The sequence below is a fragment of the Alteromonas sp. AWM4_230 genome, from assembly GCF_056158305.1.
The window spans coordinates 3,613,899-3,632,048 of sequence record NZ_JBSWTB010000001.1; the positions used below are offsets into that span (position 1 = coordinate 3,613,899).

The 18,150-nt window shown below is 43.9% G+C and carries 11 protein-coding genes; 5 read left to right on the plus strand and 6 right to left on the minus strand.

Going from position 1 to position 18,150, the window contains the following annotated elements; genetic code table 11:
• Positions 1-68: 68 nt before the first annotated feature.
• Together ACXACS_RS15620 and ffh are read right to left on the minus strand one after the other, a co-directional pair.
• The gene (locus tag ACXACS_RS15620; protein WP_474807930.1) at positions 69-2,126 is read right to left on the minus strand and encodes a hypothetical protein; all 2,058 of its coding nucleotides are present in this window, start codon (positions 2,124-2,126) and stop codon (positions 69-71) included.
• 184 nt (positions 2,127-2,310) lie between these two features.
• On the minus strand, positions 2,311-3,750 hold the full coding sequence (gene ffh / locus ACXACS_RS15625; protein ID WP_269916103.1) for a signal recognition particle protein: 1,440 nt from the start codon (positions 3,748-3,750) through the stop codon (positions 2,311-2,313).
• A 297-nt stretch (positions 3,751-4,047) separates the two neighbouring features.
• Here ffh and ACXACS_RS15630 point away from each other — a divergent pair, with 297 nt between their 5' ends.
• Positions 4,048-4,839 carry a cytochrome C assembly family protein gene (locus ACXACS_RS15630; RefSeq protein WP_474807932.1) on the plus strand — a complete coding sequence of 264 codons (792 nt, stop codon included), beginning with the start codon at positions 4,048-4,050 and terminating at the stop codon, positions 4,837-4,839.
• Between the two features lie 163 nt (positions 4,840-5,002).
• The gene (locus ACXACS_RS15635; protein WP_118489833.1) at positions 5,003-6,298 is read left to right on the plus strand and encodes an HlyC/CorC family transporter; all 1,296 of its coding nucleotides are present in this window, start codon (positions 5,003-5,005) and stop codon (positions 6,296-6,298) included.
• Between the two features lie 36 nt (positions 6,299-6,334).
• On the opposite strand, the gene ACXACS_RS15640 is transcribed toward ACXACS_RS15635, so the two are convergent.
• Positions 6,335-6,529: a hypothetical protein gene (locus ACXACS_RS15640; protein ID WP_118489834.1), complete on the minus strand. Its 195-nt coding sequence runs from the start codon at positions 6,527-6,529 to the stop codon at positions 6,335-6,337.
• Positions 6,530-6,650: 121 nt separating this feature from the next.
• Positions 6,651-7,166: a phosphohistidine phosphatase SixA gene (gene sixA / locus ACXACS_RS15645; RefSeq protein WP_474807934.1), complete on the minus strand. Its 516-nt coding sequence runs from the start codon at positions 7,164-7,166 to the stop codon at positions 6,651-6,653.
• 171 nt (positions 7,167-7,337) lie between these two features.
• On the opposite strand from sixA, the gene ACXACS_RS15650 reads away from it, so the two are divergent.
• From ACXACS_RS15650 to ACXACS_RS15660, 3 genes are all read left to right on the plus strand, one after another.
• Positions 7,338-10,085, plus strand: coding sequence for an insulinase family protein (locus tag ACXACS_RS15650; RefSeq protein WP_474807936.1), 2,748 nt, complete (start codon positions 7,338-7,340; stop codon positions 10,083-10,085).
• Positions 10,086-10,483: 398 nt separating this feature from the next.
• A complete protein-coding gene (locus ACXACS_RS15655) occupies positions 10,484-15,034 on the plus strand; it encodes an EAL domain-containing protein (RefSeq protein WP_474807938.1) in 4,551 nt (1,516 codons plus the stop codon).
• Positions 15,035-15,333: 299 nt separating this feature from the next.
• Positions 15,334-15,501 (plus strand): hypothetical protein, encoded by a 168-nt coding sequence (locus tag ACXACS_RS15660; protein WP_474807940.1) that lies wholly within the window; start codon positions 15,334-15,336, stop codon positions 15,499-15,501.
• Between the two features lie 99 nt (positions 15,502-15,600).
• Here ACXACS_RS15660 and ACXACS_RS15665 read toward each other — a convergent pair whose 3' ends face one another.
• Both ACXACS_RS15665 and fadJ read right to left on the minus strand, forming a co-directional pair.
• Entirely contained in the window at positions 15,601-15,798 is a 198-nt protein-coding gene (locus tag ACXACS_RS15665; RefSeq protein ID WP_474807942.1) for a hypothetical protein, read from the minus strand.
• 207 nt (positions 15,799-16,005) lie between these two features.
• A complete protein-coding gene (fadJ, locus tag ACXACS_RS15670; protein WP_474807943.1) occupies positions 16,006-18,147 on the minus strand; it encodes a fatty acid oxidation complex subunit alpha FadJ in 2,142 nt (713 codons plus the stop codon).
• Positions 18,148-18,150: the final 3 nt, after the last annotated feature.

Genomic DNA, 18,150 nt, shown 5'->3' on the forward strand with positions numbered 1-18,150 from the left:
TTTGACAGTGTGTTTTTAAACTATCACGTTGGAAAGCGCTATTATGCGCCTTCCAACCACTACCTTACCTATTTAACAGCTAGTACATTCACAGACTCTGGCGCGGGGTACATCATGCTGAAAGTCGGCGCAATGTCACCCGAGGCTGAATTTAAAATGTTGTCGAAGCGTAGGATCATACCGTTTGATTTTTCTGCTACGTAAACATGACCGTTGCTGAGCATCAGATCCACTGGGTTACCCAACATCGAACTCGGGCCCGCAATATTAACCGATACATCGGTTAAACCATCTGCGTTGCCAGCACCAGGAATAACGTAAATTTTGCCGTCTGTTGCATCTGCAGCGCTACCAACGTCAGAAATAACAAGGCTATCGCTTTGGCTATCGTAGTCTATACCATGGATGTTCGTTGGCGCCTCAAATGCAGCACCGTCGCTTGCGGGTACGATTAATCTATCTTCACCTGTAATTACGGTCTCACCACTTTGCAGTCTGCGCATAACTTCTTCAAAAACTGCCACAGAACCGTTGGTTAATGCTAAATACGCGCTGTCAGTCGATGGGTCGTAATCCACATCCCAAGGACGTCCACCATCAGCGGCTTCGAGGGTTAATAGAGGCGCGACATTACCCGATGCACATGGCGAAAATACTCTTACAGCAGGCGTGTTTTCATTAACATCAGCCACAAATACCACTCCGGCTTCAGAAGCAATGTCTAACCCTTTCGGTGCAATCAGTCCGGTTTCGCTACCCATAATCATGTGGTCGTAGCTATCGCTGTACGTCATCCCATTGCGCATAGTTTTCAAGCGATTGATTACCAGTAAGCCGCCTGTTGATGTATCCACATCATCAAAAGTGATAACACCGTCACCACTTGCCGTAAACGCGGCACTTTCAATGCTCATACCTGCGTTAAAAGCGCTCAGATCACTGGTTAATGTAGCGCTGTATTGGGCAACCTCACCTGTTGTAGCCCCTTCGGTTGAAGGATTACTTGATACCGAAAGCCCCATAATAGGCATAGTCGTTATCCCGTCGTCCGAAGCGTCTTTCATTTCATCTAATTCTTTGAATTCAGCTAAAGACTCCGGCTTCACCGATGACGTTGATAACGTCGGTGCAATATCACCGCTCTCTCCGTTGAAAATATTTGAGAAAACCAGAATGGCGTCGTTTGATTTTTCCGCCACGCGAAGATCAGACCCGGTTAGGATAATATCTACTGGGTTACCAAGCTGGGTCGATGCTCCGCCTATTACTCTAGTTGGTACAACAGCTCCGTCAGCCGACGAGATATCTTCTAATACAAAAATTTGACCATCGTCTGCAACTGCCGCATCACCCACATCAGAAACTACCATGCGGTTAGACATAGGCTCATATACAATACCATGAAGGTTAACTGATATTTGATTGCCATCTGCATCAGAAGGCACCACCGAGCGCATTACTGTGGGTGCAAAACCCGAACCAGCTACGTTGTCGTATACCGCTAACGTACCATCGGTTAGAGCCACAAATAATCTGTCGTTCTGTTCATCGTATGCGAGGTCCCATGGTTTTGCAGATACCATTATCTCAGCAATAGGTGCAACGTCCCCTGCTGCTTGACTACCAAACACGCTTATTTTTTGACCGTTGAAGTCTGCCACCATCACTAGGCCAGCATTTTCAGCAAAAGCTATACCTTTAGGGTTGACTAAACCGGTAGCTGCACCCGTTATCTCGTGCCCTTTATTCATCATGTAATCAGTCTGTGTATCAAAATTACACTGCGTTCTTAAAAGCGGTAAGTCACTGTCGCCCGCTTGAATAAGAGAACCTTTATTGGTGAAGACAATGCCTTCATTAGCGCCAGTGGTTACCGTACTTAGCGCGCTAGCGTTTTGGTCGACAGCCGTTACCGTATTGCGATTATCATCGCCATTATTGGCAACCAGGAAAGTAGCTGCAGCAAAGCCGGGTGTACCGTCTTGGCCTGGTGCGCCATCGACGCCATCAGCACCATCCAAACCGTCGGTCCCGTCGTCACCATCACAGGCGCTTAAGGCAAAAACCATAGCCGTTGCTAATAATGATAATTTCATTTTTTGCTGCGAAGTTTTATTGAATTCCATCTTCATCTCCATACTTGTTGTTTTTGAAGAGACGCTGTCAACCGCGAATCTGTGCGATAGATACTGCTCACGTCCTGTTCAACAAGCCAAACGAGTCACATTTGATATTGGATGCAACAAAAATAAAAAAACCTCAACGCATTGCTGCTGTTGAGGTTTTTGGTAGTGTTAGAACTATAGCGAATTAGCGTGGTGGGAAGCCGCCGCCCCCGCCGAAGCCGCCACCGCCAAATCCACCTGGGCCGCCCGGACCGCCAGGGCCTCCAAAGCCGCCACCGCCCGGAGGCATCATGCCTTTCATCTGGCGCATCATTTTCTTCATGCCGCCGCCAGACATCTTCTTCATCATTTTCTGCATTTGCGTAAACTGTTTAAGCAAACGGTTTACGTCTTGAATTTGGGTTCCAGAGCCTGCTGCAATACGACGTTTGCGTGAACCTTTGATCATATCAGGGCGCGCACGCTCAGCCGGTGTCATTGAATTGATGATGGCTTCCATTTGATTGAACTGCTTGTCGTTCGCCTGATCTTTAATTTTATCAGACATACCGCCCATGCCAGGCAGCTTATCAAGCATTCCCATCATGCCGCCCATGTTCTTCATCTGCTCAAGCTGATCTTTAAAATCTTGCAGATCAAAGCCTTTACCTTTCTGTACTTTTTTGGCTAGCTTTTCGGCTTTTGATTTATCTACTTTACGCTCAACCTCTTCGATAAGGCTGAGTACGTCACCCATGCCCAAGATACGAGACGCAACACGCTCAGGGTGGAAAGGCTCAAGTGCATCAACCTTCTCCCCCATACCAATAAACTTGATTGGCTTACCGGTAATGTGACGAACCGACAGCGCAGCACCACCTCTTGCGTCACCGTCCGCTTTGGTAAGGATTACACCGGTAAGCGGAAGCGCATCGTTAAAGGCTTTTGCCGTATTCGCAGCATCTTGCCCCGTCATGGCGTCAACCACAAACAGGGTCTCGATAGGCTTAACGGCAGCGTGAAGCTCTTTAATTTCGTCCATCATGTCGTTGTCGACGTGCAAACGACCTGCGGTATCCACTAGTAGTACATCAAAGAAGTTCTTCTTAGCTTCGACAATGGCATCGTTAACGATATCAATCGGCTTTTGTAAAATCGTTGACGGATGGAAAGCAACATTCACTTCACCAGCAAGGGTTTCAAGCTGCTTGATAGCGGCGGGACGGTATACGTCGGCACTCACTACCATAACTTTCTTTTTCTCGCGCTCTGTTAAGTATTTGGCAAGTTTACCTACAGAGGTGGTTTTACCCGCACCTTGTAGACCCGCCATTAGCACAACAGCAGGAGGCTGAGTTGCTAGATTCAGCTTTTCGTTCGCCTCACCCATTACAGACTCTAGTTCAGACTGAACGATTTTAATGAATACTTGGCCAGGTTTAAGACTCTTGGTCACTTCTGTGCCAACAGCACGCTCTTTTACCTGAGCAACAAACGATTTTACCACTGGAAGCGCTACGTCGGCTTCAAGGAGTGCCATTCGCACTTCGCGTAGCGTTTCTTTAATATTGTCTTCAGTAAGACGCCCTTTACCGCTGACATTTCGTAATGTCTGGCCTAAGCGTTCTGATAAATTCTCAAACATAGTATGAAACTTCTTTTTATTTCAAACGTAATGCCCGCATTGTAACGTAAAAGCGAACGGTAACGTACCCACAATTGCGGTTAAATTTTTAAACTTTTTCGCTAAGGGCTGTCGAACTTTGATGTATAAATTTCGAATTGAACATGAGTAAAAATTAACTATTCATGACCCTATACCCACACTAAAAGTGGGTGTGAAACAAACAAAATCAAGGAGATGGTTGAATTTACTTGCAAGTTGCAGTATCAATACCGACTCAGTCGGTGAAGACATCACCTACCTATTACAGGACACATCATGAACACCCTTTTCGCCATTTCTGCTGCTTTACTCTACGCGTTGGCTGCGGCAGTGCTAATTGGCAAATTCGTACATCAAGATGGCCCAAACAAACGTTTAGGTCTATCTATCGCTAGTGTAGGGGCAATCGCACATATCGCGTTTCTTACCAGCGCCATTATGGTAGCGCCAGGTCAGGATATGAGTGTAACCAATGTACTTTCATTAGTGTCGTGGATAATCACTATCTCCATGCTCATTTTCGCCCGCTCTATTCCAAATTTGATATTACTTCCCGTCGTATTCGGCTTTGCTAGCCTCACGGTGCTTGCTTCTCAGTTTATCCCCGTGTCGTACATCATGCATATTGAACTGCAGCCCGGCTTAGTGATTCATATTAGCCTATCCTTGTTTGCATACTGTACTTTGGTCATTGCGTTTTTGTATGCACTTCAAATGTCTTACATCACCTATAGGCTAAAACAGAAAGGTGCCGCGCTGCTCCATTCATCGCTGCCCCCTCTAATGCTGGTAGAGAACATCTTGTTTAAGCTATTACTTGCGGGCACTTGTTTATTGACTGTTTCGCTTATTAGCGGATTTGTTTTTTTAGAGGATATGTTTAATAAGACTTATGCGCACAAAACGGTGCTTTCCGCTGCTGCGCTTGTGGTTTTTCTTATTCTTCTGATAGGCCAAAAACTAAGAGGTTGGAGAGGACGCCAAGTCATCGTGATGACGGTATTGGGTGTCACGTTGTTATCTCTTGCTTATTTTGGCAGCAAGTTAGTACGCGAGTTCCTTCTTTAAATAAATATGTTTATAGCCGCCGAATCTATCAACCACATTGCTAGGCGGCTCACTCTTTACGCTAAACTTTCTAAGTATTTAGGTTGATATCAACAATTTCCCCTTGAAACTCCCCCCTCAAATCAATACATTTGAAGCCTTAGTTTGTATAGGAAAACCTTAATTGGACGACATATCAACGAGTACGCTGTTTATCGCGCTCGGCGTACTCATATTACTATCTGCGTATTTCTCTAGTTCAGAAACAGGCATGATGTCGATAAACCGCTATCGACTTAAGCACTTGCAGGGAGAAGGCAACCGCTCAGCTATGCGTGTTGCTAAGCTTCTAGAACGACCAGACCGCCTAATCGGTCTCATCCTAATCGGTAACAACCTTGTTAACATAGCGGCTTCTTCGCTTGCCACCATACTCTGTATTCGCCTATTTGGTGACTATTGGGGGCTGTTCGCGGCAACCTTTGGCCTAACGTTAGTTCTACTCATTTTTGCAGAAGTCACCCCTAAGACCTTGGCAGCACTTTATCCTGAAAAGATAGCCTTCCCTAGTTCTATCATTCTGCTTCCATTACTCACCCTACTTTACCCTTTTGTCGCAGCTATCAACGGTATAACTAATGGCATTCTTGCACTGCTAAAAATTAGCCCGGCAAATGGCAATGATGATTCATTGAGTAGAGAAGAATTAAGAACCGTAGTGTTTGAAGCTGGCGCCATGATCCCTAAGCGTCACCAAGACATGTTGGTTAGCATTCTGGATTTAGAAAGCGTCACTGCCGAAGATATCATGGTGCCTCGCGCTGAAATTTTTGCTATAGATATCAATGACGACTGGAAGAAAATTCAAAAAGCCTTGACCCATGCTCAGCACACCCGAGTGTTGTTATATCGCGATAGTGTCGATGACGCGGTAGGTTTTGTACACGTGCGTGATGCTCTGCGGCTTTTATCAAAAGATCAGTTTACCAAATCGAGCCTGCTTCGCGCAGTACGAGAAATTTACTACACCCCTGAATCTACGCCACTGCATACGCTAATGTATAAGTTTCAAGCAGAGAAAGAGCGCATCGCTTTAGTGGTAGACGAATATGGCGATATCATGGGCCTAGTAACCCTGGAAGATATTTTAGAAGAGATTATCGGTGACTTTACCACTAGTATGGTTCCCGATCACAGTAAAGAAGCCCACGTACAGCAAGATGGCTCGGTGCTGGTCGACGGTAGTGCTAACGTGCGTGAATTAAACCGCGAAATGGACTGGAAATTACCAACCGAAGGACCGAAAACCCTTAACGGTCTATTGCTTGAGTATCTTGAAGATATTCCGGAAAACAAAGTCAGTGTACGTTTGGCAGGTTACCCACTTGAAATTGTGGATATTTCAGAAAGCATGATAAAAACCGTCAGAATTATGCCGGAATATTATGTTGCACCGAACGAGTCAAACAATGACCACTAAGCAATGGGGTGGTTATTGTTCCTTTGACCTTGTCTGCTAGCCTTTTGTTTCGTCAGCGAGACGCTGTGCACGATTCGCCAGCGCTCTTGCTTTCGCAGCAGCGACTTTATCTGATAGTTCAGATAACCTGGCAATAATATCCTGCGTCTCCTCATCTTCACGTAAATCAGCCTCCGCCATATGCGACTGCAATGAACGCTTAAGGAGCTCAGGAATAGATTTGCTGTCCATTTCCCAACCCTTCAATAGAATAAACTTTGACACTCTCAAAAAGGCTATCGACCGGATAGGGATATACTTAACAATTATTTGTTCAATTTTTATTAATTAACATGAGAATGAATGGACAGGGTTAGAGACCTTGATAGTGCGTAACTAAGGTGCCCTTGTGCTCATGCAAAGAGTACTTAATTACTGCAATTGATGCTGTAGAAAACAAACTGGTGGTGTAGGACTGGCAAAGCTCATCAACCAAATAGCTAACTAGTGGCATATGGCTAACAACAAGCAGTTTTTTAATGGGCTTCTTAGAATTGACTGCTGCGTGAAGCAAGCCATCAATATAATCACTTACCAATCGCGGCGAGCCCTCTGGCACAATATCATCGTTACTTTCTACTTTACCCGCCACCACATCCAATGACACCATATCAAAAGTTTGTTTTGCTCTGCGGTAAGGGCTAACAAGCGCTAAATCAACAACGCCTTCGGTACAGTACTGATCTTTTAGCCATAGTGCAGCGGTCTTGGCTTGTTCTCGGCCAACTGACGTGAGCTGTCTACTTTTGTCATCGAGTCGAGGTGCTTCTGCTTCACCGTGACGCATAATGAAAAGATAAATGTCGTCGTTGCTACTTTGACCTGACATAACATTGCGCATAGTATTAATGAAAGTACGCTAACGATATCAGAGAGCTGAATCTACGCCTAGCGCAAAACCGTGAATAATGGCAATTTTCGACTATTATTTAGTGTTTTGTGAAGATTATCTTAATAGATGCTCCAGCAGTAAGGTGCTTTTGACCATATATGAGAAAATGTGAATAACACGATCAACTTAGAAAACGCGCACCACATAACTTTGCCTAACGGCCTACGTGTTATGCTGTGTCATACGCCCGAGGCAAATGAGTCTTTTGTTTCTATGGCAGTGCGAGCAGGACACTTTTACGACCCCCACGATTGTCAGGGGTTAGCCCACCTTTTAGAACACATGCTTTTCATGGGGAGCCGGCACTTACCTAAACCTAATGCGATAAATGGCTTTATTGAACAGCATGGGGGCACCATAAACGCTTGGACTGGCACCGAATACGCAAACTATCATTTTAATTGTAGTGGAGACGCGATTGCGCAAACTCTTCCTGCCTTTGCAGATATGCTTAGGCAGCCTTTGTTCGAAGAAGAAGCGCTTACCAACGAAATAAAAAACATTCATGCCGAATTTGAGTTTAAGAAAAAAGATGACCTTCGACGCCTTTACCAAATTCACAAAGAAACCTGTAATCCAGAGCACCCTTTCGCTAAATTCTCAGTGGGTAACAGCGATACCTTTTCTCAACATGAATGCGTTGCGCTGAAACAAAAACTCAAAACACTTCACCATACTTATTACTGCGCCAAAAACATGTGCCTGTGTATTGCCAGCACCATGCCTTTACCTCAACTTGAAGCATTAGTGCATCAATGTTTTGCCAGTATGCCGTCAGGACAGTTAGCGTCAGATGACTGGCCAGCCCTTTACACCAAAAATGAATTGGGTATACAAATAAACATACATCCGCTTCAGTCGGCAAAGCGGATGATAGTGACATTCGCCCTACCCGCTTTACAAAATGATTATGTAACAAAGCCGCTGAATTACATTAGCCATTTAATTGGCGATGAGGGCGAAGGTAGTTTGCTTGCCTACCTTAAAGAAAAGGACTGGGCGCTTAACCTTATTGCAGGTTCGGGTATTGAGGGAGACAAATTTAAAGACTTCAACGTGAGTTTCCAGCTTACCCAAAACGGGCTGGAAAACAAAAACCGTGTACTGGAAGCACTATTTAGTTACATCTCAATAATTCGAGAAGCATCTCACGAAGATTGGCGCTTTCACGAAAAATCGAAGTTAAATACTTTAGCGTTAGAGTACGAAGAAAATATTAAGCCACTTAGTCTGGTGACCGAATACGCACAGCACCAGTTTATTTTTGGGCCAGACGAATTAGGTAAACTGCGCTCTACCATAGGCAGCTATGATAAAGGCGTTATTGAACATGCTTTATCCTTTTTTGCTCCAGATAACATCCGCCTGAAAGTTATTTCTAAAGACGTGAAAACCACAAAAGTTTGTGCGTTCTACGAAGCCGAATACAGTGTAGATAAAATTGATCCTAAGTTACTGCAGGAACTTGGGTCACCAAAGGCTATTAGTGAATTACAGCTACCTCCTCCCAACCCTTATTTGGCAAGCGAATACAGCCTTATATTGCCTGAGGCTGGCTTTAATATCCCTAATAAATTGATGGACAACGGTGGTTATCGCTTTTGGTTTGCCCAAGACCAGCAATTCCATAGCCCTAAAGGCGATATTTATATCTCTTTTGACGCCGCAAAATTTTCTGACTCTTTACTGGCGGTTGCTGCGAAACGCATTTGGTTGGGCGCATTAAATGATTACCTGCAGGCGAAATACTACAGAGCCGAAATAGCGGGCCTGCATTATCGTATATACGGACATCAGGCTGGGTTTACGCTTCACACTCGAGGCTTCACTAATCAACAAACTTTATTAGCCAACCAGCTTCTTGCTGCCGTGCTTGATTTCATACCTGATGAAAAAGCCTTTGAACATCACAAAGCGCTGCAGATTCAGAGTCTTCACAATTCGCTATTAAATAAGCCCACCAACCGATTATTTTCACGATTGAGCGTGCTTATCCAGCGCAACACCCAAGCCCCAGTAGAGCTGTTAGATGTAATAGATAGTATCACCTATGAGCAAATGCTTAACTTCAGAAAACGTGCTTTTGAACATTATTTCATTGAAGCATTTATGCACGGGAACTGGTCTAGCGAAGAGGCAAAAGTATTTTCAAAGGCGCTTCAAGAACAGTGTCCTAATGCTGGTGGCGGCCCACTTTCACGAGCGGTGTCTAAACTGCCTGTGGGGGGAACGCTTTACCATGAGGTACTTTGTAACCACGATGACTCGGCGGTAGTACTCTATCTTCAAGCTCCCTCCCCGGGCTTTACCGATACGGCACTTTGCATGATTTTAGAGCAAATGCTGGCCGCGCCATTTTTCAATGCATTAAGAACAGAACAGCAATTAGGCTATATCGTAGGAACCGGCTATGTTCCGCACAACCAGCATCCCGGCATGGCGTTCTATATTCAAAGCCCGCAATGTAGCCCAAAACATTTGCTAGATGCTATGACAGAATTCTTGTTTCAGCAGCTAAATGAAATTGAGTTTTATCGCTTCTACTGGCCTACTATTCAGCAAAATCTAATAAAACAGCTAGAGGAACGAGACCTAACACTTTCTATGAAATCTCAGCGACTATGGGTGAGCTTGGGTACCCAAGACTTAGGGTTTAATAGAAACGTAAAACTAGCAGAGCGAGTTAAAGCGCTGAGCTTTGAAGAAATTCAAGATTTTGCGCATCAACTTGCCAAGCGTGAACGCTGTGGAGAGCTAGTCCTATTTTCGAAAGGAAAATTCGAGACAATTCCAACTCAAGAGAAACGTACGATAAACAGTATTTCCCACTTCAAACAAGAGATACCGTACTACTAAGCACAGTTTTCAATAATCACACTGTTACACACTTCCAACTACTCTGCTTTTTGTTTAAGGACAATCTTATGCATTAGTTTAGCGCTAACTTCATTGCTTTTTCTTAAATAACGCGGTTAACCTCCCCACAATATTCCCTTTATTGTCAATACATTATAGAAAACACATACTAACCAGCGATTTAAAAAAGATATAAACGTCAAGTTTTTGACCGAGGTGTCGATAAATAGACACCGGATTTATTTAGTTTTGCTTAATAAGTAACCCATCATCCCTGCAAACCCTAAAAAGTGCTTGTGGAGACTCAGTTAATTCGGCATATTTATTGTTCTGGTCGTTAGGGATGCTGCCAGTCACAAGTAAAAAAATAATAAATGGCGTATGCCAAAGGTGTATAGGTGCGCTCAACCCTAATTTATTCAATGCTGCTTCTTTTGTTGGCTTTGTCAGGAATGTGTTTTAATCCTGCGAAGGCGATAGAAGTGTCTGATCTTCATTTCACAGAATTAAATAAGCAACACGGCCTCTCAGACACCGCAGTTTTGGATATCGTGGAAGATGACATGGGCTTTATTTGGCTGGCAACGTCAAATGGCCTCAACCGCTATTCAGGTTATAACGTAAAGCAATACCACCCATCAGATGTCGATCCCAACTCCTTACCCTCCGGTTACATTCAAACACTATTTGTCGATTCCGAAGGACAACTATGGGTTGGAACGCATTCAGGGCTGGCGCTCTACCAGCCAGTGACAGACGACTTCAAAGTCTTCAATAAAGACAACTCTGTGATAAAGACAGAGTTTATCACTGCAGTCTCGGAGGCTAAAAACGGAGACATTTTATTCGCGGATAAGAAATTTCTTTACCGCTATTCAAAACAAACTTCACAAATAAGCGTTCTTGTTCAAGTCTTTAAAGAAGAAAGCTTTATAAAGGTGATTTTTGAAGAGGCCAACCGTATATGGGTTGGATCCAATAAATTCGGCGCTGCACTAATAGATACTGAGACGCTGGATGTTTACGACGCAAACAAAGTCAATCCCTGGGGTGTTACTTTAGACATACGTGCACTGCACGATATCACTGTAATTAACGGCAATTATTGGTTAGCAACCAATGAGGGGCTTATTGTATTGGCTTCTAACGGCCGTATTTTAAAGCGGATTAAAAGCGATGACTTGGGAGTCACCGAAGAGGTTAATTCTTTTTCACTCTCTGTGGTTGGTGAAGATATTTGGGTGGGCACTTATATTGGACTGTTTTTATTATCAGACGCTGCTGAAGCGACAATATCTCCCGATTATCGCCCTGATTATCTGCATTTAAACTCAGACACCTACAGTACTACCGGCATACCCTCTGCAATAGTAATGCGGGTGATTGAAGATCGCACAGGCGTGGTGTGGGCCGCCACTTTTCACCGCGGCGCTTTTAAGTATCACCCTGAATATGCCAGCGTACATTTTCAACCGGTTTATAATTCCGAGCGCCAAAGTGAAGACAATTTTTCCACATTGTGGGGCTTTGCAGAAAGCAGCGACAAGACACTTTACCTAGTGTCCCAGCAAAAGGGACTAGGCAAAATATCCCGAGAGACGGGAAATGTTACGTTTTTCGACTTTTTCGAAGAAATGGACCCAGCTATTCATTATTGGGATATTGAAATTGATGATCAGGATAATATCTGGATAGCATCCTCTGTCGGGTTACTTGTGGTCAAAGATTCTGGAGACAACTTGACGCTAGTTCGTGAGTATTTCAAAGGTTCATTTATTGATTATATCTTCAAAAGTGACTCAGTAATTTGGGTTCAGGTAACTGTTGGTCATGTATACTCAATAGACACTATTTCAGGGGAAGCTCGAAACGCCAGAGTATTAAATACAGCACTAACAGAAAAACAGGGGGATATGTTAGCCATATATGAGGATGGCAATAATAACATTTGGTTTAGATCGGGTGAAAAGCTTGTTATTTACTCTGTTAACGATGGCAAAGTCATTAATGCTTTAGACTCTTCGAACGGAATAAACTCCATGGTCTATGGCGTACATGAAACCCCATCAAGCTTATGGCTAACAACCCGTTCTGATGGCGTTATCCAATTAGATAAAAAAAGCTTTACCCTAATTAATAAACAAAAAAGAGACAACCAAAGTGGTTTTATAACTTCAACAGTAGCTGTAGGAAACAGCATTTGGTATTCCGATGCAAAGGGCGTGCACAAGGTTCACCTACCTTCGCTCAGAGAGGCTGATAGTATTCCTAACGCCCAGTTAGAATTTAACTCACTTGGTGAAGGCGCCGTGATTGCCACTTCTGATAAGACAATTTATTTTGGCGGCAACAAAGGCTTTGTTAAAATTTCAAAGCAGGCTATAAGCGAAAGTGACCAAGTAAAGCGCACTCTTTCCCCTCAACTTTATCAAGTCAGTGTGTTTGGCTCGTTGGCTAAGACCAAACGCAAAACAGTTGAAAATGACGAGGCTTCAAGCTACTTATCGTTAAAAGAAAATATCACGTACGAAGAACAGTTATCATTAAAGCACGATGAAAGCCGCTTTAGTATTTCCTTTGGCCTTGTTAATCCGATTTATCCAAACCAAGTAACCTATAGGTACAAGCTGACCGGTTTTGAAAGTGATTGGGTTTACGTCGACAAAGAACGTACTGCTCAGTTTAACAATATTTCTTTCGGTAACTACGTATTTTCAGTGCAAGCGAAAGAGCCGGGTAAAGCTTGGTCTGAAAGCAGAAATTTGAAAGTAACCATTGAGCGCCCCCCTTGGCTTCACACCGTAGCCCTTGTTTTCTACGGTTTAATTGCATTGGCTATTTTTGCCTTTATTTTACGACAATACCAAATAAGAAAAGCAAACCAGCTTGCCATTAAAGAGTCGGAAGAGCGTTTAAAGCTAACCCTGTGGAGCTCTGGCGATGAGTTATGGGACTGGGATGTATATCGAGGGCAGGTATACAGAGCAAACACCTGGGGCACACTAGATTTTCCTCAAGACGATATTCGTACTACTGGCGCCTATGACGCCAATATTCATCCTAACGATATTACTCGAGTTAAATCTGCGCTAAGAGCACATTTAGAAGGCGATAGTGACTTTTACGAGCTAGCCTATCGCGCTAAGACATTTAAAAATCAGTGGATTTGGATACTAGATCGCGGAAAAGTGGTAGAGCGCGACCACAACGAACAGCCGGTGCGAATGACGGGCACGCTCAAAAACATTCACCACTTAAAAGAAGCTGAAGAACAGCTTAATTTGTTTAAGCGCTCTATAGAGAACATCTCAGAAGGGGTATTTATTACCAATACCCAATTCAAGTTTATTAGCGTTAATAATGCATACTGCAGCTATACCGGTGAAACGCGTGACCAAGCGCTTGCTAGCTATATGCACTTTCATTTATACCCAGATGCCTTTACCGAGGAAATTAAGAAAACCCTCAAATCAAAAGGCAACTGGTCTGGCGAAGTAGAGAGCGTACGAGTAAACGGTGAACGTTACGAAATGGAGCTAAATATTGACGCTGTACACGATGAAGACGGCAAAATCAGTCACTTTGTCGGGGTGTTCAGCGACATTACGTCTCGTAAAAGTACTGAAAAAGAGCTTTTAAAACTTGCCAATGTCGACCCGTTGACCGAGCTCCCTAACCGTTCGTTCTTCCAAGCCAGTCATCAGAATTTAGTGCGTAAGTCTAGCGCCCACTCCTTGCTTTGCTTGGACATGGATAACTTTAAGAAGATAAACGACTCGTTGGGCCATCAAACCGGCGACATTTTAATTAAACAAATTGCTAAACGGCTACAGCGTATTACCGGCAAAAATGCCACTTGTTATCGCCTTGGCGGAGATGAGTTCAGTATCTTAATGGAAGATAACGCCGATATTCATACAGTGACTCATTATGCGCAAAGCTTGTTAGACACCTTATCGCGCCCCTTTATTATCAATAAACAAGAGTTTGTGCTAGGCGCGAGTATTGGTATCGCCTTTTACCCTGACGATGGTGAATCCCCACAGGAAATGCTGAAAAATGCCGATACAGCAATGTATTTTGCAAAAAATAATGGCGGCAATAGCTATCAGTTCTTTAGTGGTGAAATGAATCAAAACGCGGTTAGGCAGCTGCAAATTGAAAATTTGATCCGTCAAGGTATCAAAGACGACCTTTTCACCGTTTACTACCAGCCTAAAGTGGATATAGCCTCTGGTAAGTTAGTCAGTATGGAAGCCCTAGTGCGTTTTGAACACCCGCAAAAGGGCATAGTAAGTCCGGGGCAATTTATTCCGTTAGCAGAGCAAACCGGCCAAATTATTGAGATTGGCGAGCAGGTACTTCGCAAGGCCTGCGCCGATACTAAACGCTGGGTTAAGCAAGGTTTATTTAGTGGCCGTGTTGCCGTTAATATTTCGGCAAAACAGTTCGAACTGCCAGATTTGGACGACAGAATAAATAGAATACTAAGCGATGTCGGTCTGTCACCACTGCATCTTGAGTGTGAAATTACCGAAGGTACGCTGATGGAAAGCCCTGAAAACGGCCTGCAAATGATGACGCGACTACGCGAGCGGGGCATTCACTTAGCACTAGATGATTTCGGTACCGGCTACTCATCACTTGCGTACTTAAAACGCTTCCCTTTAAATACTTTAAAAATCGACAAAGCCTTTATTGATGATATTGCAAAAAGCAATGTAGACCGACATATGGCTGCGGCCATCATCAACATTGCGCACAACTTAGGCCTTAAAGTTGTAGCAGAAGGTGTAGAAGAAGAGTCTCAACTAGAGATACTGCGTCGCTACGACTGCGAAATGTTGCAGGGCTTTCTGTACAGCCGCCCGTTAAATGCAGAACGTTTTGAAAAGCTGCTTACAGAAAACCAAAAGCTGCACACGCTCTTAGGCAATAGCCAGTTTTAAAATCCCCTTCTTTCTTTGAGAAGGCATTAATTGGCTTTTAGCTTCCTCTAAAACGGCAAACTAGGGCAAAAAATCTCCCCATAAACCTTCGTATATTAGACTTTAGTGTCATTATAATGGCGCTAGCGCTTTTTCTACTTCCACCACAATAATCAAACAAACATAAACCTCTGATTTGTAAGCACTATATTCATTCCTGTCTATGTTGGCACGTATCTAGCTTTTACTAGGGAGCCGGTAACAAATATAAAAAATCGGCTTTGTTTGTTCGTTCAAAATAATAATCAGAGGAAATCAACATGTTAAAAGAGTACGCAGTTGCACTAGTACTTTCTACCGCTACCCCAGTTGCTGCCGACAAACTAGAAGGCGCTAAACAAGCTCCTGAGTCGCAAAAAGAAACCACTACTCAGCCAGAGTATATAAGACCTAAGACAGGCGGTGCCGGTCATGGCGTGGGCTTCTAATTGAAGTTGAAACGATTTTCAAAAAAAGAGAGTACATACTCTCTTTTTTTATATCTGAAAATTAGAGCCCGTCGTTAGTGGGTAACGTAATCGGTATGTCTACGCTGCAATACAAAGATTATTAAACCCTACCGCGTTGCGCCAATGCATGTGGCGGGAGATAGAGAACATAGGTAATAAGATTGGACCTAACGCAAAACCCGCTATTGCCCACTTCTTCGCGTTCATTCCCCATTTAAACGCTTCTACATAAAAATACAGAGAAAAGATAACGCCTAGTATTACGAGTGAAATCACACTACCTCCAGCTGTTTTACCTAATAATGCGAAGTCTCTTGTTTCCATCAATTATTTGAGTTAACCCACTGATAATCGACGCCAACAATTTGACACGTTTATTTTTTAATCACGCGAATTCTACTCAAAATAGAACAATAAACCAGCAAAAATAAACGCTGGACATAAAAAAACCGGGCTAAGCCCGGTTTTTAACATTTTATAAACTTATTCGTAAAATTTCTGATCATTTTCTGCCATTTTGACTAACACATCAGCAGGTGCAAACTTATCACCCACTGCTGTAGCATAATGGTTTAAACGAGCAACTACGTGCTTAATGCCCAATGTGTCCATGTAGCGGAATGGGCCGCCTAGGAATGGAGGGAAGCCAATACCAAAGATAGCACCAATGTCGCCATCGCGGGCATTGCGGATAACACCCTCGTCTAGACAGCGTGCAGCTTCATTTAGCATCATAAGCACGCAACGTTCAGCAACTTCTTTTTCGCTTAGCTTGGCAGATGGTGATAGCCCAAGTAATTCGTAGATTGACTCATCCACTTCTTTACCTGGCTTCTTACCCTCATAAGAATAGAACCCTTTCTGGTTCTTCTTACCTTTTCTGCCATCTGCCAGTACTTTATCGAAAGCACTTGGCGCAGTGAAGCGCTCGCCGAATGCCTCTACAAGGAATGGAATAATCTTAGTACCAACATCAATGCCCACTTCATCAAGTAGTTTCACTGGTCCCACAGGAAAGCCAAATTTAACCAAAGACTTGTCGATGTGTTCAATTGGCTCACCATCAAGAATCAAGTTTGCCGCTTCGTTCATATAAGGGGCCAAAATACGGTTTACGTAGAAGCCCGCACCGTCTTTAACAACAACTGGCGTCTTACCTTGCTTCTTAGCAAACTCTACCGTTGATGAAATAACTTGGTCAGACGTTTTGTCGTGAGCGATAACTTCAGCCAATGGCATTTTGTCTACAGGCGAAAAGTAATGAAGGCCAATCACGTTTTCAGGACGTGCTGCTTTTGCTGCAATTTGTGTAATTGGAATAGACGAAGTATTCGAAGCGAAGATCGTGCTTTCTTTGCAGTTCTCTTCAATATCCGCCACCATCTTCTGCTTAAGATCTAAGTCTTCAAATACAGCTTCAACCACGATATCCGCGTCTTGGTAGCCGCTGTAATCCAGTGTACCGGTAAGAAGCGCTAACTGCTTCTGCATTTCGCTGTTACGCATGAAACGCTTCTTCACCTTTTTGTTTAGGATGTCATAGCTGTATTTCATTGCGTTCGCGATGCCATCGGCACGTACGTCTTTAATGCGCACAGGCACGCCGGCTTTCGTTGAGGTTACATAAGCGATACCACCGCCCATCAAACCGCCACCAAGCACGCCTACTTTCTTCATCTTTTCAGGTTTAACACCTTCAACGCCGTTTTCTTTCTTCATTTCTGTGGTAGCAAAGAAAATCTGACGAAGTTGGAAAGATTCTGGCGTCATCACTAGCTTACCAAAGGCTTCTGCTTCGGCTCTAAGCCCCGCTTTCATGCCTTCGTTCATGCCTGTTTCAATAACGTCGATAATATAACCCGGCGCAGGGTAATTACCTTTGGTTTTAGCAAACGTTGCTTCACGGGCTTTTTTGAACATCATGTTACGGCCTGGGCCCGTTTTTTCTAACATTTTGTCCATAGCGCTTTTTTGCGGCGCTTCACGTTCTGGCTTGCGTTTAAGGGCAAACTGCTCTGCCACTTTCAAAAGTACGCTATGCGGAACAACTTCATCAACAATGCCGTATTTCTTGGCTTGCTTGGCCCTTGCAGGTGAGCCAGTTAGCATCATTTTCATAGCTGCCTGAATACCGATAAGACGTGGAAGACGCTGAGTACCGCCACTGCCTGGCAATAGCCCAAGCTGCACTTCAGGTAGACCTACCTGAGTACTAGATGAATCGGTACATACGCGATAGTGACACGCAAGCGCAAGCTCTAAACCACCACCTAACGCAGGGCCGTGAATCGCTGCAACGAAGGTAGCCTTCATGTTTTCAATTCTATCGAAAATGGCTTGTCCACCAGCTGCTATAGTCGTTGCATCCTCAGCAGTTTTACACGCCGCTAGCATGGTAATATCAGCGCCAGCAACAAAAGAACTTGGCTTACCGCTCGTTAATACAACGCCTTTAATGCTGCTATCGCGCTCAATATCGTCAAGCATGGCTGATATTTCATCACCAAACTCAGCTTTAAGCGTATTCATGCTCTCGCCAGGTACGTCCATACTAAGAATAGCAACGCCATTATCTTGCTTAGTTAGCGTAAATGCGCCTGATGTTGGCTGAACTTCATTTGTCATTTC

Coding starts and splice junctions, on each gene's coding strand:
- ACXACS_RS15660 (WP_474807940.1), top strand. CDS start 15,334: ATGTTAAAAGAGTACGCAGTTGCACTAGTACTTTCTACCGCTACCCCA.
- ffh (WP_269916103.1), bottom strand. CDS start 3,750: ATGTTTGAGAATTTATCAGAACGCTTAGGCCAGACATTACGAAATGTC.
- ACXACS_RS15630 (WP_474807932.1), top strand. CDS start 4,048: ATGAACACCCTTTTCGCCATTTCTGCTGCTTTACTCTACGCGTTGGCT.
- sixA (WP_474807934.1), bottom strand. CDS start 7,166: ATGTCAGGTCAAAGTAGCAACGACGACATTTATCTTTTCATTATGCGT.
- ACXACS_RS15620 (WP_474807930.1), bottom strand. CDS start 2,126: ATGGAATTCAATAAAACTTCGCAGCAAAAAATGAAATTATCATTATTA.
- fadJ (WP_474807943.1), bottom strand. CDS start 18,147: ATGACAAATGAAGTTCAGCCAACATCAGGCGCATTTACGCTAACTAAG.
- ACXACS_RS15640 (WP_118489834.1), bottom strand. CDS start 6,529: ATGGACAGCAAATCTATTCCTGAGCTCCTTAAGCGTTCATTGCAGTCG.